Below are 19,724 nucleotides of genomic sequence, written 5' to 3'. Positions count from 1 at the left end.
GTTCATGGCGGACAATCCCACCAATCTCGGCGAGTTGAACGACCTCTTGGCGCGGCTGCAGGCGATGCGCTCCAGCCTGGTGCGCGACGCGCGTGACGAGCTGGCCAAGACGCCGGCACAGGCCGAGCTGATCAACCAGTGGGTCGACGAGGCCAAAGACCTGCTCGAGGCGGACGCAGGTCGGAGGGACGTTCCCGACGACGGCGGGCTCACCCGGCTGATCGGCCTGGGCGAGCAGGTGGCCTCTCGCCTCGACGACGCGCGCCCAGTCGCGCTGGCGCCCAGCTACGACGACAAGATCAACCGCGATCGGCTCGCGTCGGTCGGCGACCTCTACTACATCTACCAGCACGAGCGCGCGGGCGTGTTCCGCGCCGTCTTCAAGCTGCAGCAGCTCTTCCAATCGGGAGAGGTGCGCCTGTCGGATGGCCCCGGCGCGCTCGCCCTCTACCAGTTCGACCGCAAGCGCGTGCTGCGGTACACCTACGGGGACCGCAAGGCGGTGTACCGCAAGGTCTTCGGCTACACCGACGCGATCCCGCCCAACGGCGCCGAACCCAATTCGGTGTTCCACACGCTGCTCGCCAACTTCTGCCGCCACGTGTCGCGCTTCTTCGAGGACAAGCGGGTCTCGGAGGTGCTGCGGCCGAGCGGAGTCCATGAGACCTTCGGATCGATGGCGGTGGTGCGGCGGTCCGGGCTGGATCTGCGCGCCAACCTCAAGCAGGTCTCGTACGGCCACGTCGCGGTGCTGCGCACCGAGGTCATGTCGCTCCTCCACGACGCCTTCGCGATCCTGGGTGCGCCCGACATCATCAACCTGTTCGGCGCGGACAACGCCTGGGACGTGCTGGAGGAGGTGCTCAAGCGCTACATGCGTGAGACGCCGGTCACGTCACAGCGAAGCCGGATGGCGGTGACCGGGCGCGACATCCTGCGCTGGCTCGCCGAGGACTATCTGCTGACGTCGGTGAGGATCGACTTCGAGTCGCTTCTGGAGGCGATCGTGGATGCGTGCGACGACTGGCTCACGAGCGCTGAGTCGCTCGGCCTGCAGCGCGTCGCCGCGCCGACCCATGGGAACGTCGTGACGTTCAAGCCGGTCGCGCGCAGCGCCGCGGAGGTGCAGGCGCGCAGCGCCTGATCGGAGGACATGAGATGGCTCACCCACTCGCCCTGCGCAGCGCTGCTTTGCCACCGCAGCTGATGGACCGCGCGGCAGTGCCTCACGACCTTCCCGCACCAGAGTGCGCGATACACCTGTCGCATCGCGAGGAGGAGATCGCGCGACTTACCGTCCAGGGGTTCTCGAACAAGGAGATCGGTCAGCGGTTGCGCATCAGTCACTGGACGGTCGCCACCCATCTACGGCGTATCTTCACCAAGTTGGAGATCACCAGACGGATAGAATTGTGCGCCGTTGTGTTGGCAGCCGATGGTCGAACAGGATCGAGGGACTAAGCGGATGGCGACGGCTGCCGAGACGGCCGGACCCGCGGGACGCTCACGCATGTCGCCCGACCAGCTCGCGCTCGCCCTGATGTCGCATCAAGCGGTCGGAGCTGCCTGCCACGAGGTCTGCCGATGCAGCAACTCGCACTCCCTCGCCGCTGCCCTTCGCCAGGCGTCGCGGGTCGACGTCCGTGCCGCTCGCTGCGAGTCAGCTTTACTTGACCGCGTCCGCCGCCGCGTCGAGCCTGTCGGCATAGGCGTTCAGGACTGCTGCCGTACGAGCGACATAGGTGGTCGCGTCAGCGAACCGACGCTGCTCGATCGCCTCACGGACGCCGGGCAACGTCTTGGCGCCGTAGCCGGTGAGCGTGCCGGGTGCGTAGACGAGGTTGCGAAACCACGGACGCCCGGGCAGGCCCCTCTGGTCGATCAGCAACTGGTCGACGTTCCGTAGCAGAGCGAGCATGCGGGCTCGGGTCGCCGGCGGCAGCGCTGCCATCCGCTCCACTGCCGCGTCGGCAGCACGGGCGGAACGGCCCAGCCGGTCGGCGGCGTCCTCCAGCGCGAGCATGTCGATCAAGGGCGTGACGCCCCTGTCAGCGGGCGCGGTCGTCGGATCATCCGGGCTCGAGGCGAGCTTGAAGACGTCCGCGCGGGCCAGGTCGCGCAGCGCCCGATCCTTCTCACGCTGGTCGGCAGCGAGCATCTTCACGTCGGCGACATAGCGCGAGACCGTGGTCGCGAAATCGCCGTAGCGTGCCGGGACCCGCGCGCCGTCGGCCGCGCGCAGTACCAACCGGCCGACCATCTTCGACAGCACCGCGCCATAGACGAGGCCCGGATCGTCGAACCTGGTGACGTGGTAGAAGCTGTCGTAGATCGAATGGTACGATCCACCGCCACCGCCCTCGCCGCCGAAGCCGATGTCGAGGGACGGAATGCCCAGGTGCTGGAGGAAGGCGGAATAGTCCGACCCGGAGCCGAGCGCGCCCAGTGGCATGTCGCCGCCCGACCTGGCTGCGGCGAGCGCGGTCGCGTTATCGGTCCGCCCCGTCTGCCCGGCATAGGCGTCGGCGCGAACATGGGCCTGCAACCGGTCGAGCACGCTCACCGAGGTCTGCGGGTCAGTGACATCGCGGGCGGCGGCGTTGACGAAGTGCTGGAGATCATGGCTTCCCTCCGCATTAAGGAAGCCGCGCCCGTTGCCATCGGTATTGATGTAGAGGACCGCCTTGCGCGCAAGTTCGTCGGCATGTGCCTCGACCCATTCGGTCGACCCGAGCAGTCCTGGTTCCTCGCCGTCCCAGCTGGCATAGACGATCGTCCGATCCGGTCGCCAGCCGGTCCGCGCCAGCGCGCCCAGCGCCTTGGCCTCGCTCATCAGGGCGACCTGCCCCGTCAGCGGGTCGCTCGCACCGAATACCCAGCCGTCGTGGTGGTTGCCGCGCACAACCCACTCATCGGGACGGGTCTTGCCGGGCATGATCGCGATGACGTCATGGAGCGTCTTCATCGACCAATCCGACCTGACCGCCAGATGGACCTTGACCGCGTCGGTGCCGCCCCAGTGATAGGCGAGCGGCAGGCCGCCTCGTTCCTTCCCCCCGACCACCGGCCCCTCCAGTCGGGTCATGATCTTCGTCGCGTCGCCGTAGGAGATCGGCAGCGCCGGGATCTTGAGGATCGTGGGCGCGGTCGCACGCGTGAGCCGTCTCGCACCGGGCGTAGCCGCGATGCCCGGCGTGAGCGGATCGCCCGGATATTGTGTCATGTCCTGCACGGAACCGCGCTGAACGCCCGCCTCCGGGCGTCCCCCACCGCGCGGGAACGGGTCGCGCTCGCCATAGCCGTCGTCGGCTGGATCGGAGTAGATCAGGCAGCCGGCGGCACCATGCTCCTGTGCCAGCTTGGGCTTCAATCCGCGCCATCCGCCGCCGTATCGCGCCAGCACGATCTTGCCCTTCACGCTGATGCCGCGCGCCGCCAGCGCATCGTAATCGTCCGGCATGCCGTAGTTGACGTAGACGACCGGCGCGGTGACGTCGCCGTCGCCCTGGTAGGCGACGTACGGCGGCAGCGCGCCTCGCAGGTTGGCGGAACTCGGGTCTTCCGCGACAGCGGGCTCCTGTCCGCCGAGAGTCGCACGCTCAGGCGCGATCAGCTCCAGCGTGGTGCTGATCGGTGTCGGGTAGAGCACCTCGAACGTCTCGATCCGCGCGTCCCAGCCCCATTGTTTGAAGAGCGCCAGCTGCAGCTCGGCATTGGCGAGGTTGTGCGGGCTGCCGACATGATTGGGCGCCGAGCTCATGTCCTTCAGCCACGCGAGCTGGTCGGCACTGCTGATCTGGGTATCGAAGGCGTGTTCACGCGCCGTCGCGTCCATCGTCGCCGGAGACGTCTGGGCCAAGCTCGCCACCGGCAGCGAGAGGAGAGCCGCGGAGGCAAGCAGGCGCGCGATCATAGCCGTGAACATCTCCCTGTCAGGCCTGGCGGACGGCCGCTGTCGGGCCGCCGCGTGTCGCCACCGGTCCATCCGTCCATGAAGCACCTTGAGCGCCTCGAGGGAAGGGCGCACCGAACGATGCCGGTAGCGCTCGCGATCGGGATGGTACCCGCGCGGCCAGAGCCGCCAGGATCCGAACGGACCGCGACGTGTGATCAGCTGGCGGTGAGCCCTAGGCGGCCCGCCATCGGGCCTCGCCGTGAGCGAGAAGCACGCCGCGATCACCCACTAGCAGCCGCGCCGAGTCGCGCGTACGATCGGCGTTGCTGACACGGGGAGATGCCGAGATGTCTGCCGCGCGTTTGACCTATCTCATTATCATTCCATCGCTGATCACGCTCCTGCTGCCCCTTCTCGGCGCAGCGTTCCCAGAAGTCGTGACGTCCCCGGTAGCGCTGAAGTACGCCTTGTTCGCGGGTCTGGTGATCGTGATCGGCTATGCCGCGGGGGCGGCCTGGTTGGCCTCGCAGGACCACCGGCGCATCTCTGCGCGGCGGATCTCTCCGACACGGTGACCCGCTCCCCTCGACCGGGCAGCCGCGACGCCACTCGGGCGACGCGTGCGCCTCATCCCCCGGTAAGCAGCACCACGGGCACGCGCAGGATCGTGCGTAGGTCCGTGGCGTCCTCGGTGGCGCCGACCTCGACCGACCAGTTGAGGCTGGCGCGATCGGTGACGCGATAGGTCACGCCGAACAGGAATCGCCCGATCTGGAGGTCGCGCGAGATCGTCTCGCGCTCGCCCGGCCAGGCCGCGGTCGGCTCGATCAGCATGGTGCGGGTCCGCGTTCCGAACGCCCAGGTATGCGCGTAGCCGAAGTTCACCGTGGTGCGCTGGTTGAGCGAGATGCCGATCCCGGCCGAGCCCGAGATGGCGTCGCCCGGGTCGACATAGGTGATCACCACCGGCGGGATGCGCGTGTTGACGTCGCGCGGCAGGTTGAAGGTGTAGCCGAGCGTGCCGAACAGCACGACCGGGTCGCTCGGCAGGATCGCGGTGACGCTCGGCGCGATCCCCCAGAAGCCCGCGCCGGTGGCCGCGCGGGTCGGCCGGCCGAGGTCGTCGCGGCGGATCGCGAACGGGTCGGTGCCGGTCGGGAGCACGCCCTGGAGGTTGCCGATCAGATAGGGCCGGCCGTTCCCGCCGCTCAGCAGCTGATAGCGCGCGGTCAGCTCGATGTCGCCGATCCCGGTGCCCTTCACCGAGCTGTCGATCGTCGCGGCCTGGTCGTTGTTGGTGCTGCCCGCGATCGGCGCGATGATCGAGGCGTCGGCGCGGTGGATGAACGGCGCGCGCACGCCCAGTTCGAACCGGTCGGTGAGGCCGTAGCGCAGCGCCGCCGACGCGGTGAGCACGTCCTGGCGGCTCTCGTTGATGTCGAACACGCCGACCAGCACCGCCTCGACCAGCTCGACGCCGCGGAACACCGCGCGGCTGCGGTCGGCGCGCGCGTAGTCGACCTGGAACTCGCCGGTGAGCTGGCCCTTGCGCGTGACGACGCTCGACTGGCTGTCGAGCACCGCGAGCTGGATCGGCTGCTCGGCGTCCTCGGGCGCCTGGCCGACGCGTTCGAGCGGGGGCTGGAGCACGCCCGCGGGGTCGCCCGGCGCGCCCGGCGCCGCGCCCTGCGCCGCGGCCAGCGCGGGCGCGCGCGGCGGCGCGGCGGCGAGCTGGGGCAGCGGCGCCGCCTCGGCCCGCGCGACCGCCTGCGCCTGCGCATCGACGCGGCGGCGCAGCTCGGCGAGTTCCGCCGCCTGCGCGTCGAGCCGCGCGCGCTGCGCCTCGATCAGCTGGAGCGCCTGGTCGAGCTGGCGCTGCAGCGGCGCGCGCCGACCTGTCGGCTGCGCGCCGGCAGACGGGGCGATGATCGTCGTGGCGAGCAAGGCGAGGGCGACTCGCCGCATCACTGCGCCCGCATCGCGGTGGCGGCGCCCGCGATCTCGCCGACGCGCAGCAGCGCCGAGCCGGCGAGCAGTTCCGCACCCGCCGCGCCGAGATCGATCGCGACGCTGGTCTGCGTGTCGATCACGCGGTCGCTCCCCGAGTTGGCGATCGCCGTGCCGAAGACGTTGCCGGCGAGATGGGTCACCGTGAGATCGCTGCCGCTCAGTTCCACCGTCCGTGTGCCCCCCTGCTGCCCCTGTGTGATCACGCCATGGTCGGTGATGCCGCCGGCGACCGCCTCGAGCCCCGCGGGCACCGCCGCCGCCCCCGCCGCGGCGACGCCGATCCCCGGCGCGCTCGTGCCGGGCGTCACCTGAAAACCGCCGCGTGAGTCGTACGTCACGCTCGGCGCCCGCGCACCGGCGCTGCCGGCGGCCACGGCGGGGGCGGCGGCGACGGTCTCGCCCGCGCGCGGCGCGTAGACCGTCAGCGTCGGCGTGCCCTGGCTCGCCTGGAAGACGGTGCGCAGCACCACCGCGCCGTCGACCGCGGTCTGCGTCTGCACCGTCAGCGCGACGTCGATCCCGCCCGGCAGCATGAAGCCGCCGCGCTCCTCCGCCAGCGTCGCGTCGGGGACAGGGGCGAGCGCGCCGAACAGCGCCTGGCCCAGCCCGAGCAGGATCAGCGCCGCGCCGCTCACGATATGTCCCCATAGGACGGCGCGGTGATCGACAGCGCCTGCTGGCTGACCGGATCGGAGAAGCGGCCGCCGATCGGCGCACGCGCGTAAGCGAGCCACTGCGCCTCGCGGTTGAACCGCGACTTGGCGAGCGGCTGGTCGTCGGCCAGCACGAAGTAGATGCCGTTCCACGCCTGCTCGAAGGCGGCGCGCGGCAGCACGGTGACGCCGCTCGACGGGTCGCCGAGCAGCACCTCGCGCGCGCTCACGCCCTTCACCACGACGAAATGGCGATAGTTGCGGACCGCGATCAGCGCGATCCCGGGCACGCCGGTCTGGCGCACCTTGTCGAGCGTCACCTTGTAGCCGTCGGCGCGCAGCCCGCGGCTCGCGAGCCAGCGCTTCATGTCGAGCAGCGAGAATCCGAGCCGGCGGATCTGCGGCTGGTCGCCGCGCAGCCACATGCCGCGGAAGGCGAGATCCTCGCGCACGTCGAGGTCGTAGTGGTAGCGCAGCAACGTCGCGAGCGCGGCCGAGCCGCAGCTGAAGTCGTAGCGCTGGCGCACGATGCCGTCGAAGCGCCGCTCCGCCAGCGAGCGGACCGACACGCGATAGTCGCCGACCGGCCCCGCGCCGGCGCCGCCGACGAAGCGCGCGCCGGGCGCGACATCGCCCGCGCACCCCGCGGCGCCGAGCGCCAGCGACACGGCCGCGACCAGGCGGGAGGCGGGCGCGGCTCGGATCATGGGGCGGGCGAGAGCGCGATCGTGACGTTCATCGCGGCGTTGATCGCGACGTTGTTGCCGGTGTTGACGCTCAGCACCGACAGGCCGGACATGTTCTGGAAGGCTTGGCCGTCGATCGTGGCGTCGCCGGTGCGGACGTTGTCACCGACGCTGTTGTGCGCGACGCCGGCGTTCTGCTCGGCCAGCGCCGACTGGCGCGTGTCCTCGCGGCCGGCGACCTGCGCCAGCGCGTTCTCCTCGAGCGCCGCGGTGGCGAAGGGCGTCGCGGCGGTCTGTGCCGCGGCGGGAGCGGCGGCGAGCGCGCCGACGAGGAGCAGCGACGATGCCCAGAGGCAGATGGGGATGAGGCGGGGCATCGGCACGCTCCTCGTTGGTCGAAGGTGGGCCGGCGGCGGGGCTCACCGCCGCCGGCCCGAGGCTGTCAGAAGGCGACGTCGCCGGTCGACACCGCGACCGACACGCTCGCGTTCTGCGAGGCGCCGACGCCGGTGTTCTGGTTGAGCGCCTGCATGCCGGCATAGTTCTGGAACGCGCCGCCGCTGTTGCTCAGCTGGTTGGCCGCGCCGGGCGTGCCGCCCTCGCCGCCGCCGCCGAAGGTCACCGACACGCCGGTGACGTAGCTCGACAGCGTCGAGCTGGCGACGATGGCGTTGTCGCCGAAGACGTTGGCGTTGGACGCGGAGGCGGTCGCCGAGGTGCCGACCAGCGAGATCGAGTGATCCGAGCTGTCGTTGTTGCTGTCGGCGACCGAATTGTCGGTCGAGTTGTCCGAGCTGTCATTATTGCTGTCGTTGACCGAGTTGTCGGAATTGTCGGTCGTCGAGCTGTTCGAATTGTCGTTGGTCGAGCTGTTCGAGTTATCGGTGGTCGAGTCGTCGGAATTATCCGTGGTCGAGTTGTTCGACGCGTCTGTCGTCGTCGTCGTCGAGCTGTCGTTGTTGCTGTTGTTGGTCGAGCTGTTCGAGTTGTCGGTCGTCGAGCTGTTCGAGTTGTCGGTCGTCGAGCTGTTCGAGTTGTCGGTCGTCGAGCTGTTCGAGTTGTCGGTCGTCGAGCTGTTCGAGTTGTCCGTCGTCGAGCTGTCGGAGTTGTCCGTCGACGAGTTGTCCGACGCGTCGGTCGTCGTGGTCGTCGTCGTGGAGTTGTCGTTGTAGCTGTCGGTCGTGTTGGTCGAGCTGTTCGAGGAGTCGCTCGACGAGTTGTCGGTGTTGTCCGTAGCGGTGGCGCTGTTGTTCGCCGCGACCTGCCCCGCCGAGGCGCTGGCATTGCCGCTGTCGCTGGTGGTCGCCGAATTGTCCGTGGTCGAGTTGTCCGATGCGTCCGTGGTCGTGGTCGTGGTCGAGTTGTTCGAGCTGTCCGAGGTCGAGGTGTTATAGCTGTCGGCGGTGTTGGTCGAATTGTTCGAGCTGTCGGACGTGGTCACCGCATTGTTCGAATAGTCGTTGGTCGAGCTGTTCGAGTTGTCGGTCGTCGAGCTGTTCGAGTTGTCGGTCGTCGAGCTGTTCGAGTTGTCGGTCGTCGAGCTGTTCGAGTTGTCGGTCGTCGAGCTGTTCGAGTTGTCCGTCGTCGAGCTGTTCGAATTATCGTTCGTGGAGCTGTTCGACCAATCGTTGGTCGAGTTGTTCGAGCTGTCGGTCGAGGCGGTGGAGCCGCCCGCCGCGGCGTTCTGCCCCGCGCTCGCGCCGTTGCTGGGATCGGCGGTCTGCGCCACCGCGGGGGCTGCGATCAGCAGCGCGGCGACGGAGCAGGAGCGGAAAAATTGTGCTTTCATGTCGGCGTTCCTCGCTATCACGTGATCGCCACGCCCCCTGTTGACCGCGCGACGTCGCCGTCGTCGGAGGAGCGGTGCGGCACCGTATCCTCGGTACGCTATGGGTATGCGGACTCCGCCGACGCTTCTCTGCCCCGACATAAGTGATTCCCTTGCCCTCGTTCGGGGAAAGCCGCCCCCCTCGTTCAGGGGGTGTTCACACGAAAGACGTGCGGCAGGTCGGCGCCACGCGCACCGCACTCTTCAGCATCAGCCACACGAGCTCGGCCTGCCGGTTGGTGTCGGTCTTGAGGAAGATCTGCTTGAGATAGGAGCGCGCGGTCTGCTCGCGCACGCGCATCGCCGCGGCGGCATCGGCCAGGCTCAGCGCGTCGGCGAGCAGGCAGGTGAGCCGGGTCTCGACCGGAGACAAGCCGTAGAGCTTGCACACGGGCTCGATCAGCCGGCGCAGCTCCTGCGCCGGATCGAACACGTAGAGGATCGCGGCGCAGTCCTCCGCGCCGGCGGGCGGCTGCTCGGTGGCGACGATCGCGACCAGCAGCGGTCGCCGGTCGGCGCGGCTCAGCGCGATCACGGGCGCGGTGCCGCGCCCGCGCGCCGTGCCGCCCCCGCCGACGACATGATCGATCGCCGTCTGCAGGCGCAGCGTGTCGGGCAGTCGGCCGCCACTCAGCAGCGTGCCGCTGCGGCGGAGTCCGTCCTGCCGCGCCATCAGCGACTCGGCGACCGCGTTGGCGAGCATCAACTGGCCCCGCGCGTTCACCAGCAGCACGCCGACGTCGGCGTGGTTGACCGCCTCAGCGAGCCCGCGCGCCTGCGCCTGGGCGCGCGTGCGCTCGGCCCAGAGCGCGAGCGATGACCGCAACAGCGGCAGCAGCCGCGTGACCTGCTCGCAGCCGCGCGCCCGGATCGCCGCGTCGCTGGTCTCGTACAGCGCGAGCATATCGATCGCGAAGTCGGGGGTCGTCACTCCGGCGTGCAGCACCTCCGCGCCGGGTGACGCCGCGCCGACCTTGAGCCATGCGGGGGCCGGCCGTGCCGCCGCTCCGGGATCGCCGCGGGCGAGCAGCGCGAGTAGCGCCTCGCCGCGCTCGGTCGTGGCGCACGCGCCGGTGCTGGCAAGCACGGTCGCGCGACCGTCTCGAAGCGGGGAGGCGATCAGAAGGCCGTCCGCGCCGATGAGGGCGGTGACCTCGCCGGCGAGATCGAGGAGAGGTTCGACGTGCTCATCGGCGATCGGCGCCGGCGGCCCGGGGTGCGGCGGAGCGATGGCGGCAGCGGTCTGGACGTAGCCTTGCTCGATCATCGGCGCGATCGCCGAGGGATGCAGCACGCTGACCATCACTCTCTCCTGTGCTCCGGCCGGGTTGTCCCGGTCCGCTCCTGTTCGATGCGGTGGTTGCTCGTCGTCGCTCCGCTCGTTCGTCACCGTCGGTCAATCGCACTCACGCCAGCATGAGCCGTACGGTCGGGCGGGCAAGCGCTCGTGCCCCTGATCGCCTCCCGATTTGGGACGCGCTCCCGTGGTACAGCCCTCACTGGACGGCGCCGCAGCCTGCTCCGCCCGGCGAGATTAAGCGATCGTCACTCGGTCGTATGTTCGTTTTCGGTACAGCTGGCGTGTGCGGGCGCCCATCAGTACACGCGATTCGCGACCGGATAGCGTCGCGACGGGGGTCCACGGCGGCGGGGTGAGCGACAGCACCCCCCGCAGGGTGACAGAAGGTTCAGGCCGCGGCAGGGCCCCCGACTGGCCGATCCTGGCTCGCCACCGAGAGCCGGAGACCGTCTCCTCAGAACCGTTTGCGAAGCGACACGGTGACGGTCCTGCCGAGCGGATCGATGAGGTCGGTCTGATACCGGCTCGGGGTGGTTCCGCCGCCGTTCCGCACCTCCTGTCGAGAGTCGAGGAGGTTCGCGCTTTCCAGCCGCAATTGCAGGTGTCTCGCCCAGTCTTGGCTGGGGAGCAGACTGGCGACCGGGACATAGGCCGATAGGGCGACCTGCACGATGGGGCGAAAGCGCAGGTCGTTGACCCGATCGTCGCCGCGGATGAGGCGTTCACCGCCGTAATAGAGGCCGAGCGTTCCGCCATAGCCGCGCTTGTTGACCCCGGCATAGGCGTAACCCGAGACGCGCGGCGTGTAGCTCCCGATCGTGTCGCCGTTGAGCAGGTCGAGGAAGAAGGATCCCTCGCGGAGCCGCAGTCGGTCTTCGAACGCGTAGGTCGGGACGACCCCGAGGTAGTAGCTCGGCCGCTCGTCCCCGGGCACGGTCGCGCCGTCGCCCGACGACGGCGGAGGGCTGCCGATCCGGCCGGTCGAGGTCAGCGTCAGCTGCAGCTTGCGTTGACGCTCGAGATCGAAGTTGACGGGGCGGTAGGTTACCGAGCGCAGCCGTCCATCAGCATCGCGGACGAACAGGCCCGGCACCAGCGCCTCGGCACGCGGCGTGAGCGTCGCCAGGAGGCCGGTCTGGTCGCGGAGCTGAGTCGCCTCGTACGACGCTCCCACGCGCAGCTCGCTGCTCTGCCAAGGCTTCCAGGTCAGCGACAGCGATCGCACCGCGCGGCGGTCGGCCAGCAGGGCAGGGTTGCCGCTCCGTGACAGCGTCACGACCTCTGTGCGTCCGCTGGCGAGGTTGAACAGCGGCACGTTCTCGATCGTGCGCGGCGGAGCGGACAGCTGGGCCGGGTCGGGTGCCGCTCGGCTGCGGCGCAGGGAGCCGGTCAGTTGCAGCCCGCGGAAGGGGGTCCAGGCGAACCCGAACGTGCTGTCGGACAGCGTTCCGAAGCCCTCGACCTGGCGGACGTTCACCGACGCGTTCGCTGACACGTCGCCGACGGCTGCCAGCACGTTGTTGACGCGGGAGGTGAGCGGCAGGTCGAGCGCCAGACCGGCCTCGGCCTGGGCGCGCCCCAGCCGCAGATCGAAGGTGTCGACGCCGCGCAGGGCGGACGCGGCGGACAATCGCGTGCCCTCCAGCGTGGCGGTGACGGTCGCTCGGCCAGCGGGCAGGCGGAGGGGATCGTCGCTGGCGACGAGCTTGGCCGCGAGCGTGCGGGTACGCTGCCACGTTCGGTCGACCAGCCGGTCCGCGAGCAGCGCGGAGCTCAGTGGCGCGAAGGGATCGGCTCCCCCGACCAGCGCGGCTCGCGCACCCGAGAGGTCGATCGCCCGATCGGTGACGCCGCGCTGCACGGTCTGATTCAGCGAGACGGTCGCGTCCCACTGCCAGCCCGCGAGTGCGCCGCGTAGCGTCGCGCCGACGGCGAGCGTGGTGCGCCCGTCGAGCACACGGAGCGGGGCCGCTTCGGTGAGGAAGCGGTTCAGCACCACCGGCCCGTCGAAGGGCGTGTAGCGGCCGGTCGGCGGCACGATCAGCGAGGCGGAGGCCGGCCCCGCCAGCGAGCGATCGCGGCTGTGTTCAAGCGACAGCGACAGCGATCCGCCCAGCGTCGCGCCGACACGAGCGCCCAGCACCGCCTCGCCCTTGATCGTGTCGTTGGCGGGCGCGAGCGTGAGGGTGCGCCCGTAATCGAACAGGCGCGGGCGGTTCGCTGCCGCGGCATAGCCCGCGAGCGTCCGACGCGCGCCGGGATCGGCCGGGACCGGCGCGATGATGACGGCGCCTCCCGCCCGCGCGGACAGGGCGGGATCGATCGCACCACCGCCGAGGCCGGTCACGTTTCCTAGTGCGTCGAACGGGACATCGGGATCGGGTCGCAGTGCGCGGTCGGACCAGTAGAGCGGATCGGAGCGGGTATAGTCCAGATTGGCGGTCAGCCGCGCGTCGTCTCGCAGGCGGGTGTAGCCCGTGCGAGCATTGATCGTGCCGCGCCCGGTCGGCAGCGTCGATCCCACCGCCGCGCGCGCTTCCATCTGGGTGAAGCGGCGTCTGGTGACGTAGTTCACCACCCGTCGCGACGGGGGAAAGCCGTATCGCAGCGCGGCCGGCTCAGGCAGGATCTCGATCTTCTCGATCGCCTCGGGCGGGAGCGACTGGATCTCCTGATAGCCCGAGACGCGTTGCGCGTTGAGCAGGAGGATCGGCGCTGATCCGTCGGCCGACCGGGTCTGGCCCTGGATGGCGCGGTTCACCTCCTCCACGCTCTGCGCGCCGAGCGCGGCGATGGCGCTGGCGTCGAGCACGGCGAGCGGCGCGATGTCGGTGACGGCCGAGCCGCGCCGGCCGACGACGACGATGTCCGGTGCAGCGTCATCGCCGGCGTGCGGCAGCTCGGAAGGTGCACCCTGCGCAGCGGCATGCGACGCGCGAAGCACCACCCAGCTCGCCAGCAGCAGGGATGCGGTACAAGACCGTCTCACCCATCGTCCTTCGCCGACGATAGGTTCGCGGTGACCTGGCTCGTCGATGGCGCCATGTCGGTCGGCCGGCGCCGCAGGAGGCGCAGCATCGGCACCTCGATCCAGGCGCGGAACGCCAGCGACACGCCGACGGTGATCGCCAGCAGAAGGATGAAGATCGCGAGGCGCCGGGCGATCGATCCCGCGGGAACGGGCAGGACGAAGGAGAAGACGATCGGGTGCAGCAGATACAGCGCGTAGGAGGCGGCACCCAGCGCGACGACGGGGCGGCTCCGCATCGCGACGCCCGCGCGCTCGAGCTGCACCAGCCCGAGCACGACCGCGGCGGCGGGCACGCCGAGCGCCGCCACCCGGATCAGGTCGGCGACGCCGCCGTCCTGCCCGTGTCGTCCGGGTTCCAACAGGTAGAGGAGCGCGGCCGCTACGATTACCAGCGCCATCGCCGCGCCGGGCGGAAACGGCGTCGGTCGCCGGTCGACCCACAGGAAGATCGCCAGCCCGAGGCCGAACTCGATCAGCAATGGCCAGTCGCGCGGGGCAACGCCGATCAGCCGCCCGCCGTAAGCCAGCACGGGCAATGCCGCGATCGCGAGGAGCGGTGCGCGGCGCGGTCCGGCGCGCAGCGCGCCGGCGTAGAGCAGATAGAAGACCAGTTCATAGACCAGCGTCCAGCCGACGAAGAGGAGCGGCGGTCGGCCGTCCGGGCCGTGCAGGAACAGGAGCGATCGCCCGATCCAGCCGAGCGCGGCGTCGGTGGGCATGGCGACGAGCACGATCACGCCGAACAGGCAGGTCGCGATCCAGTAGGCCGGCAGGACCCTGATCGCACGGTGCATCAGAAAGCCATGGTGCGTGGCCCTCGTGCTCCACGCGATGATGAAGCCGCTGAGCACGAAGAACAGGTCGACGCCGAAGCTGCCGTAACGCCAGGGCACCGATGCGGCCGGGATCAGCGCGAAGTGATAGGTCGCGACGCTGACCGCCGCATAGCCGCGCAGGGCCTGCAGGTTGTAGAGGAGGTCCGGGGGCGCGGACGCGCTGCGCGTCGCCGGGGGAGTACGTGGGGGTGGCCCGCCGAGAGCGCCTCCACCTCGCCGCATCACGTCGCTCGGCCCGCCGCGTGCTCTCGTTCGGCCACGCCGTGCAGGCGACGCAGCGAGGCGACGGCGAGGGCCTCGATCGCCAAGGTCAGGGCGGGGAGCAAGGCGCAGGTCCCGTCGAGCAGGATCAGGCCAGCCGACGTGGCCAGCGTGACGGTCGTCGCCGCGCCGAAACGCTGGGCGGCGGCCGTCCGCGCCCAATCTCGCTCCGCCGCGAACCATGCGACCAGCACGTCGCTGCCGACGCGCAGCAACACGATGAGCGTGAGCGCGGGCATCGCGGCGGCATTGCCGGTGTTCAGCCACGGTACGATTCCCCGGACTTTCGCGAAGGCGCCCATGGCGTCGGGGCAGGAGGGCTGAAGGAAGGGGTAGCCGGCGAGAACGCCGGCCATCAGCAGCGCCGTCGCCGGCAGGATCAAGCCCAGCACCAAGGCGTAGCTGGCCAGAACCCGCCGCCCTTCCACGTGGGCCGGCAGCTCGCGCCACGCCGTCGTCAGACAACCGGTGGCGAAGGAGAGGCCGTGGCCTTCCGCCATCGCCTCTTCGAGCTCGGCCTCCATCGCCTGTTTCCAACCACGACGATGCGGACCCAGGCTCGCGGTCGCTACCCTCATCACCAGGCGCGCCAGCGAGGCGGTCATGCCGGCAGCGCCGCCGCCCCGCCGCGCGCGGGAACGTTCCTCACCTCGCGCGCCAACGCCAGCCCCGGCGCGGTCAGCCGATAGGCATGACGCGGCGGCCGTCCCACCACGATGGGCTCGCGCCATTCCGCCTCGACCAGCCCCTGGTCGGTCATCCGCAGCAGGAGTGGATAGAGCGAGCCTGATTTCAGCCCCGTGACCTTCATCAGCTCGTAGCCGTGTGTCCAGCCTGGTGCCGCCTCGAACAGCGCCAGGAGGAGCGCGATCATCTGCGGGGACGGGCGTCGGGAGCGAACCACCCGGGCAGGTATACATATGTAGACTTAAAGTGGCAAGCCGGGTTCTCGTCGACCCTGCCCGTCACCGGCGAACGCTAGCCGCCGTGGCAGGCGACTGCCCGGACTCGGGGATGGCTGACGAACGGCGGTCGAGCCTCGCCGGGGCCGGCGGGGCGTCGGTGTCGGGCTCTTTATGGGCTGGGGCGCAGCGGTGGCCATCGCCACCTCGGTCGTCGGCCGCGACGGTATGCACAGGCGGCGAAGACGGTTACTCGTCACGCTCGTCGTGGATCGGAGAGACGGATGATGAGGCGAGCGCTGACCCTGGCGACGGCGCTGCTGCTCGCCGCCGCCTCCGCGGCGACGTCCGGTGCGGGAGCGTCGGCCGATCACGTGCCCTTGCTGTTGAGGCCTGCCGGCGTGTTCGATGGCGTCGATGGCAAGGTCCACGCCGGCTGGCAGGTGCTGGTGCGTGGCGAGCGCATCGTCGCGGTCGGTCCGGATCTCAGCGCCCCGGCCGACGCGCGCATCGTCGACCTCGCCGGTGACACGCTGATGCCCGGGATGATCGAAGGGCACGGCCACCTCTTCCTCCACCCCTATGACGAGGCGAGCTGGGACGATCAGGTCTTGCACGAACCGCTCGCGCTGCGCACCGCGCGCGCGGTCGCCCATGCCAGGGCTACGTTGCGCGCCGGCTTCACGAGCGCGCGCGACCTCGGCACCGAGGGGGCGGGCTATGCCGACGTCGGCCTGAAGCAAGCGATCGATCAGGGGATCGTCGAAGGGCCGCGCCTGAGCGTCGCCACGCGTGCGATCGTCGCGCTGGGCGCTTACGGTCCGAAAGGCTTCGAGCCCGGCGTAGCGATCCCGCAGGGCGCGGAGGAGGTGTCAGGAGTCGAGCAGATGGCGGCCGCGGTCCGGCGGCAGATCGCTGCCGGGGCCGACTGGATCAAGCTCTACGCCGATTATCGCTGGCGCGCCGGTGAGGACTCGCGCCCGACGTTGAGCCTGGAAGAGATCAGGGCAGCGGTCGCGGCGGCGCACGACGCCGGGCGCCCGGTCGCGGTGCACGCGTCTACGCCGGAGGGCATGCGCCGCGCGATCGAGGCCGGCGTCGACACGATCGAACATGGCTATGGCGGGACGACGTCGATCTTCGCCAGCATGGCCGCCAAGAGGATCACGCTGTGCCCGACGCTCGCCGCCGCGGACGCGAGCGCGCGCTACCGCGGCTGGGCCGGCGACGAACCGGCGCCGCCGGCGGTTCGGGCGGCGCGCGAGAGTTTCCGCCGCGCGCGCGCGGCGGGCGTGCCGATCTGCATGGGCGGCGATGTGGGCGTCTATGCCCACGGCAGCAACGCCCGCGAGATGGCGCTGATGGCGGCGGCCGGCATGACGCCGGCGGAGGTTCTGGTTGCCGCCACCTCGGGGAACGCGCGCTGGATGCGCGTCGGTGATCGGCTTGGCGCGGTGAGGCCGGGTATGCTCGCGGACTTGGTCGCGCTCTCGGGTGATCCCACCGTCGACCTCGCTGCGCTCCGCAGCGTGCGGCTGGTGATGAAGAACGGCACGATCGTCGCACCGTAGCGCGGCGCCGGCGTCCGACGCCGGCAGGACTGCCGCCGCTCTGCGAGCCGGAACGACGCGAGCTGTCCGACGCGCTCCCCCCGAACGAACGTCGCGAGCTGGTGTCCCGCAGCGAGTGCTGCGTGACCGCTCGAGGGTCGCGTGCCCGCCGAGCTGGCGGCGGTCGCCGGCCGGACGGGCCGGCCGTTCCCCGACCCGGCGCTGTGTCTCTACGGCGTAGACGAACTACCGGTTCGGGCAGACGTGATCCGCGGCGAGCGGCGCAGCGCGGCGCCGACGAGCCCGAAGCCGAGGAGCAAGAGGCACCATGTCGCCGGCTCGGGCACGGCCGCGACGTTCGGGCTGAACGTCCCCGAGAAGCGGCCGCGCAGCTGCCCCGATCGACCCGTCGCGGCGTCCCGAGTGACGTACGCGAGAGACTGGCTGGCCGCCCTGCTGAGATCGGGCAGTCGGCCGAGCGAGAGGTCCCAGTCGCCGATCTCATCCGCCTTGAACAGCGCCTGGATCGAGAGCGTGCCGCGGCTGCCCGTCGCCACGTCGAAGGGATTTTCCCCACCGGCCGAGCGCGGCACGTCGGAGAGGTAGAAGCCGACCGCGTACGATGCCTCCGAGCTGATCCCGCCGAAGAAGGAGAAGCCCTTGTCGATCGTGAGCGCGGGGGTGAACAGCGTATCGCTGTTCGGCGTGAAGGTGTAGCCGCCGATCGTCGCGGCGACACCGGTCACCGCCAGGTCGTAGACGGCGTAGTCCACGCCTGACTCGTAGAGGGTCGATGCGGCGGTATCGAGGTTGAAGCGGATCGTCGTCGATCCCCCGATCGGCGCGATGCCGGTCGTCGGAAGTCGGCCGACCACATCATCGATCGTGCCGCTGCCCGTGAACTCGAGCACGGCCGCGTGAGCGGGCATCGCAGAAGCGGCTGCCAGAGCGGCAGCAACGACAATGGTGAACCTCATCTATCCCCCCGGTGACCGACGATCGCGATGCAGCGTAATCGGCTTCTACACCGTGGGGAAGATGAGCGGCGCGCCCGCCGTCCGGCAATCGGTACGCTCGCCGGTCCGTCTCGATCTAGGGCACAACGATCGTCGGACCGGGGGAGCCGAACGGAGGCCGGGGTCGCGAGGCGCACCCGCACCAGGTGCCTCATGATCGCTTCAAGGTCCTCGCCACCCTCGTGGCGCGGCTAGACGGGCCGGCAGGCGGCCCGTCACGCGCCTGGTGTCACGGCGGCTGGGGTAAGCGCGGCGCGTAGGTGGAAGACGTTGTCGCCCGTCTCGTCGAAGGCGAACGGGACCGCCATGCGGTAGCCGGAGTCCGCGAGCGTCGTCGCAAGTCCACCCAGCAGCATCGCCTGGCGCTCGTCGAGTGCGGCCTGGCCCAGCGCCGGCCGTACCGTTGCCTCGAGCGTGCAGGTGTCCGCCGAGCACGCGATCGCCACGTCGGCGAGCAGCGGGTGCGCGCGCGTGACGCGCGCCCGGACCAGGCCAGGCGGCACCGCCGCCACGGCGACGCGCGGCGCTGGCGCGGGGCGCTCGCGCGCGGAAGTGGGGGGGCTGCGCATGGGTGCCTGCGCCCGGGACGCGACGGGCGCGGCCGCGACCACGGTGACCGCGTCGGTGCGCGCGGTCGTGCGCCGCGGAGGCGTGACCGCCCACATCGCGAGCCCGGCCGTCGCGAGCACGAGCAGTGCCGCGCCGACGCGGCGTAGACGGTTCGAACGAGCCAGGCGGACGATGGTCATCACCTTGCGTCTCCATAGCTGAGGAGGCCATGCGCCGTCATCCCGCCCCGCCGGACGCGATGACGGCGCATGGCCCAACCGGTCGGGGAGAGGGCGTCTCCCGGCGGCTCAGCAGGTCGTCGCGCCGCTTGGGCACCCCGGCGAGTCGTTGCCCGCGTCCAGGGTCGGATCGAAGCCCGGCGCGATGTTGCTCTTGTTGGCGTTGGCCAAGGTGGTGGCGAAGCGCGCGTCCTTGATCTCGAAATTGCCGCTGCCGAAGTCGTAGCCGGCCACGCGGTCGCGCACGCTGCGTGAGGGATAGCCGTTCCAGCTCACCAGCGGCTGGATCACCGACTGGCCGGTGCCGTTCTCGGCCGGCTCGTCGCTGCCGTCGGTCTTGCTGAAGCGGAACAGGTGCGAGAAACCCCAGGTCTCGTAGTGGAACACCAGCTTGGCGTGCTCGCCGGTCGTGTCGCTGACGAAGCGCAGCTGGCCGCCGCTCACCGCGCGCGTGTCCCAGTCGCCGTGGTCGCCGCGGGTCACGCCGACGACGCGGCTGCCGCTGCCCGCGTCGGTGGTCCAGACGATGATCGTCTCCCAGTCGTAGGCGTGGCTGAAGTCGGACTGCCAGAAATAGGCGTAGACCCGCCCGCAATAGCCGTTGTTGCAGCGGCTGCGCGCGTAGACGTTGCTGCTGCGCAGGTAGCCGGCGCTGCGGCACGAGGCGGGCGGGCGCGTGGCGTAGGTCGAGGCGGCCGCGCTGACGTTGCCGTTGTAGTCGACCGCGGCGACGTTGAAGCAGACGTCGGTGTCGAAGTCGATCGCGGGCTGGAAGCGCTTGTCGAGCGCGGTGGCGCGCTCGGGCAGCGGGTTGACCGGGGCGGGCCAGCCCTGCGCCGGCGCGGCGGCGGGCGCGAGCAGCGCCGCCGCGGCACCCAGCGCGGCGAGGAAGGATCGTGTCGTCATGGTCATCTCCCGGGATCGTTCGTGACAGGCTACGCACACGCACTCCCGCGCGCGGTCCGTGC

General features: G+C 70.5%; 18 protein-coding genes. 4 read left to right on the top strand and 14 right to left on the bottom strand.

The window, feature by feature from the left end; translation table 11 throughout:
• Positions 1-4: 4 nt before the first annotated feature.
• Together FHY05_RS21255 and FHY05_RS22940 are read left to right on the top strand one after the other, a co-directional pair.
• On the top strand, positions 5-1,144 hold the full coding sequence (locus FHY05_RS21255) for a hypothetical protein (protein WP_183946442.1): 1,140 nt from the start codon (positions 5-7) through the stop codon (positions 1,142-1,144).
• Positions 1,145-1,158: 14 nt separating this feature from the next.
• Complete coding sequence (locus tag FHY05_RS22940; protein WP_183946441.1) at positions 1,159-1,461, top strand: LuxR C-terminal-related transcriptional regulator; 303 nt, start codon at positions 1,159-1,161, stop codon at positions 1,459-1,461.
• Between the two features lie 205 nt (positions 1,462-1,666).
• On the opposite strand, the gene FHY05_RS21245 is transcribed toward FHY05_RS22940, so the two are convergent.
• Entirely contained in the window at positions 1,667-3,913 is a 2,247-nt protein-coding gene (locus tag FHY05_RS21245) for a transferrin receptor-like dimerization domain-containing protein (RefSeq protein ID WP_260181762.1), read from the bottom strand.
• 329 nt (positions 3,914-4,242) lie between these two features.
• Here FHY05_RS21245 and FHY05_RS21240 point away from each other — a divergent pair, with 329 nt between their 5' ends.
• Positions 4,243-4,470, top strand: coding sequence for a hypothetical protein (locus FHY05_RS21240; RefSeq protein WP_183946439.1), 228 nt, complete (start codon positions 4,243-4,245; stop codon positions 4,468-4,470).
• Positions 4,471-4,522: 52 nt separating this feature from the next.
• Here FHY05_RS21240 and FHY05_RS21235 read toward each other — a convergent pair whose 3' ends face one another.
• The 10 genes from FHY05_RS21235 to FHY05_RS21190 all read right to left on the bottom strand — a co-directional run bounded on the left by FHY05_RS21235 (position 4,523) and on the right by FHY05_RS21190 (position 15,374).
• Positions 4,523-5,860: a transporter gene (locus FHY05_RS21235; protein ID WP_183946438.1), complete on the bottom strand. Its 1,338-nt coding sequence runs from the start codon at positions 5,858-5,860 to the stop codon at positions 4,523-4,525.
• Positions 5,860-6,540 (bottom strand): hypothetical protein, encoded by a 681-nt coding sequence (locus FHY05_RS21230; RefSeq protein ID WP_183946437.1) that lies wholly within the window; start codon positions 6,538-6,540, stop codon positions 5,860-5,862. The genes FHY05_RS21235 and FHY05_RS21230 overlap by 1 nt, the downstream gene beginning before the upstream one ends.
• Positions 6,537-7,265 (bottom strand): C39 family peptidase, encoded by a 729-nt coding sequence (locus FHY05_RS21225; RefSeq protein WP_183946436.1) that lies wholly within the window; start codon positions 7,263-7,265, stop codon positions 6,537-6,539. The genes FHY05_RS21230 and FHY05_RS21225 overlap by 4 nt, the downstream gene beginning before the upstream one ends.
• Positions 7,262-7,621 (bottom strand): hypothetical protein, encoded by a 360-nt coding sequence (locus tag FHY05_RS21220; RefSeq protein WP_183946435.1) that lies wholly within the window; start codon positions 7,619-7,621, stop codon positions 7,262-7,264. Before FHY05_RS21220 ends, FHY05_RS21225 begins: the two co-directional genes overlap by 4 nt.
• Before the next feature lie 65 nt (positions 7,622-7,686).
• Positions 7,687-9,033 carry a hypothetical protein gene (locus FHY05_RS21215; protein ID WP_183946434.1) on the bottom strand — a complete coding sequence of 449 codons (1,347 nt, stop codon included), beginning with the start codon at positions 9,031-9,033 and terminating at the stop codon, positions 7,687-7,689.
• 196 nt (positions 9,034-9,229) lie between these two features.
• Complete coding sequence (locus FHY05_RS21210) at positions 9,230-10,375, bottom strand: hypothetical protein (protein WP_183946433.1); 1,146 nt, start codon at positions 10,373-10,375, stop codon at positions 9,230-9,232.
• Between the two features lie 451 nt (positions 10,376-10,826).
• Positions 10,827-13,361 carry a hypothetical protein gene (locus FHY05_RS21205; RefSeq protein ID WP_183946432.1) on the bottom strand — a complete coding sequence of 845 codons (2,535 nt, stop codon included), beginning with the start codon at positions 13,359-13,361 and terminating at the stop codon, positions 10,827-10,829.
• A complete protein-coding gene (locus FHY05_RS21200) occupies positions 13,358-14,461 on the bottom strand; it encodes an acyltransferase (RefSeq protein ID WP_183946431.1) in 1,104 nt (367 codons plus the stop codon). Before FHY05_RS21200 ends, FHY05_RS21205 begins: the two co-directional genes overlap by 4 nt.
• Positions 14,461-15,105: a hypothetical protein gene (locus tag FHY05_RS21195; protein ID WP_183946430.1), complete on the bottom strand. Its 645-nt coding sequence runs from the start codon at positions 15,103-15,105 to the stop codon at positions 14,461-14,463. Before FHY05_RS21195 ends, FHY05_RS21200 begins: the two co-directional genes overlap by 1 nt.
• On the bottom strand, positions 15,102-15,374 hold the full coding sequence (locus FHY05_RS21190; protein ID WP_183946429.1) for a PadR family transcriptional regulator: 273 nt from the start codon (positions 15,372-15,374) through the stop codon (positions 15,102-15,104). Before FHY05_RS21190 ends, FHY05_RS21195 begins: the two co-directional genes overlap by 4 nt.
• A gap of 315 nt (positions 15,375-15,689) precedes the next feature.
• Here FHY05_RS21190 and FHY05_RS21185 point away from each other — a divergent pair, with 315 nt between their 5' ends.
• Positions 15,690-16,973, top strand: coding sequence for an amidohydrolase family protein (locus tag FHY05_RS21185; protein WP_409321852.1), 1,284 nt, complete (start codon positions 15,690-15,692; stop codon positions 16,971-16,973).
• A 209-nt stretch (positions 16,974-17,182) separates the two neighbouring features.
• Here FHY05_RS21185 and FHY05_RS21180 read toward each other — a convergent pair whose 3' ends face one another.
• The 3 genes from FHY05_RS21180 to FHY05_RS21170 form a co-directional block, all read right to left on the bottom strand.
• Complete coding sequence (locus FHY05_RS21180) at positions 17,183-17,863, bottom strand: PEPxxWA-CTERM sorting domain-containing protein (protein ID WP_311732549.1); 681 nt, start codon at positions 17,861-17,863, stop codon at positions 17,183-17,185.
• A 320-nt stretch (positions 17,864-18,183) separates the two neighbouring features.
• Positions 18,184-18,720, bottom strand: coding sequence for a hypothetical protein (locus tag FHY05_RS21175; protein ID WP_221191359.1), 537 nt, complete (start codon positions 18,718-18,720; stop codon positions 18,184-18,186).
• A 105-nt stretch (positions 18,721-18,825) separates the two neighbouring features.
• Entirely contained in the window at positions 18,826-19,662 is an 837-nt protein-coding gene (locus tag FHY05_RS21170; RefSeq protein WP_183946425.1) for an NPP1 family protein, read from the bottom strand.
• Positions 19,663-19,724: the final 62 nt, after the last annotated feature.

Origin of the sequence: Sphingomonas sp. BK580, assembly GCF_014194975.1 — a bacterium.
Taxonomy (GTDB): Bacteria; Pseudomonadota; Alphaproteobacteria; order Sphingomonadales; family Sphingomonadaceae; genus Sphingomonas.
This window is presented reverse-complemented; position numbering and strand designations above follow the sequence as displayed.

Excerpts from the sequence above, each read along its gene's own strand:
- FHY05_RS21255 (WP_183946442.1), top strand. The coding sequence starts at position 5 with ATGGCGGACAATCCCACCAATCTCGGCGAGTTGAACGACCTCTTGGCG.
- FHY05_RS22940 (WP_183946441.1), top strand. The coding sequence starts at position 1,159 with ATGGCTCACCCACTCGCCCTGCGCAGCGCTGCTTTGCCACCGCAGCTG.
- FHY05_RS21245 (WP_260181762.1), bottom strand. The coding sequence starts at position 3,913 with ATGATCGCGCGCCTGCTTGCCTCCGCGGCTCTCCTCTCGCTGCCGGTG.
- FHY05_RS21240 (WP_183946439.1), top strand. The coding sequence starts at position 4,243 with ATGTCTGCCGCGCGTTTGACCTATCTCATTATCATTCCATCGCTGATC.
- FHY05_RS21235 (WP_183946438.1), bottom strand. The coding sequence starts at position 5,860 with ATGCGGCGAGTCGCCCTCGCCTTGCTCGCCACGACGATCATCGCCCCG.
- FHY05_RS21225 (WP_183946436.1), bottom strand. The coding sequence starts at position 7,265 with ATGATCCGAGCCGCGCCCGCCTCCCGCCTGGTCGCGGCCGTGTCGCTG.
- FHY05_RS21220 (WP_183946435.1), bottom strand. The coding sequence starts at position 7,621 with ATGCCCCGCCTCATCCCCATCTGCCTCTGGGCATCGTCGCTGCTCCTC.
- FHY05_RS21215 (WP_183946434.1), bottom strand. The coding sequence starts at position 9,033 with ATGAAAGCACAATTTTTCCGCTCCTGCTCCGTCGCCGCGCTGCTGATC.
- FHY05_RS21210 (WP_183946433.1), bottom strand. The coding sequence starts at position 10,375 with ATGGTCAGCGTGCTGCATCCCTCGGCGATCGCGCCGATGATCGAGCAA.
- FHY05_RS21200 (WP_183946431.1), bottom strand. The coding sequence starts at position 14,461 with ATGCGGCGAGGTGGAGGCGCTCTCGGCGGGCCACCCCCACGTACTCCC.
- FHY05_RS21195 (WP_183946430.1), bottom strand. The coding sequence starts at position 15,105 with ATGACCGCCTCGCTGGCGCGCCTGGTGATGAGGGTAGCGACCGCGAGC.
- FHY05_RS21190 (WP_183946429.1), bottom strand. The coding sequence starts at position 15,374 with ATGATCGCGCTCCTCCTGGCGCTGTTCGAGGCGGCACCAGGCTGGACA.
- FHY05_RS21185 (WP_409321852.1), top strand. The coding sequence starts at position 15,690 with ATGAGGCGAGCGCTGACCCTGGCGACGGCGCTGCTGCTCGCCGCCGCC.
- FHY05_RS21170 (WP_183946425.1), bottom strand. The coding sequence starts at position 19,662 with ATGACGACACGATCCTTCCTCGCCGCGCTGGGTGCCGCGGCGGCGCTG.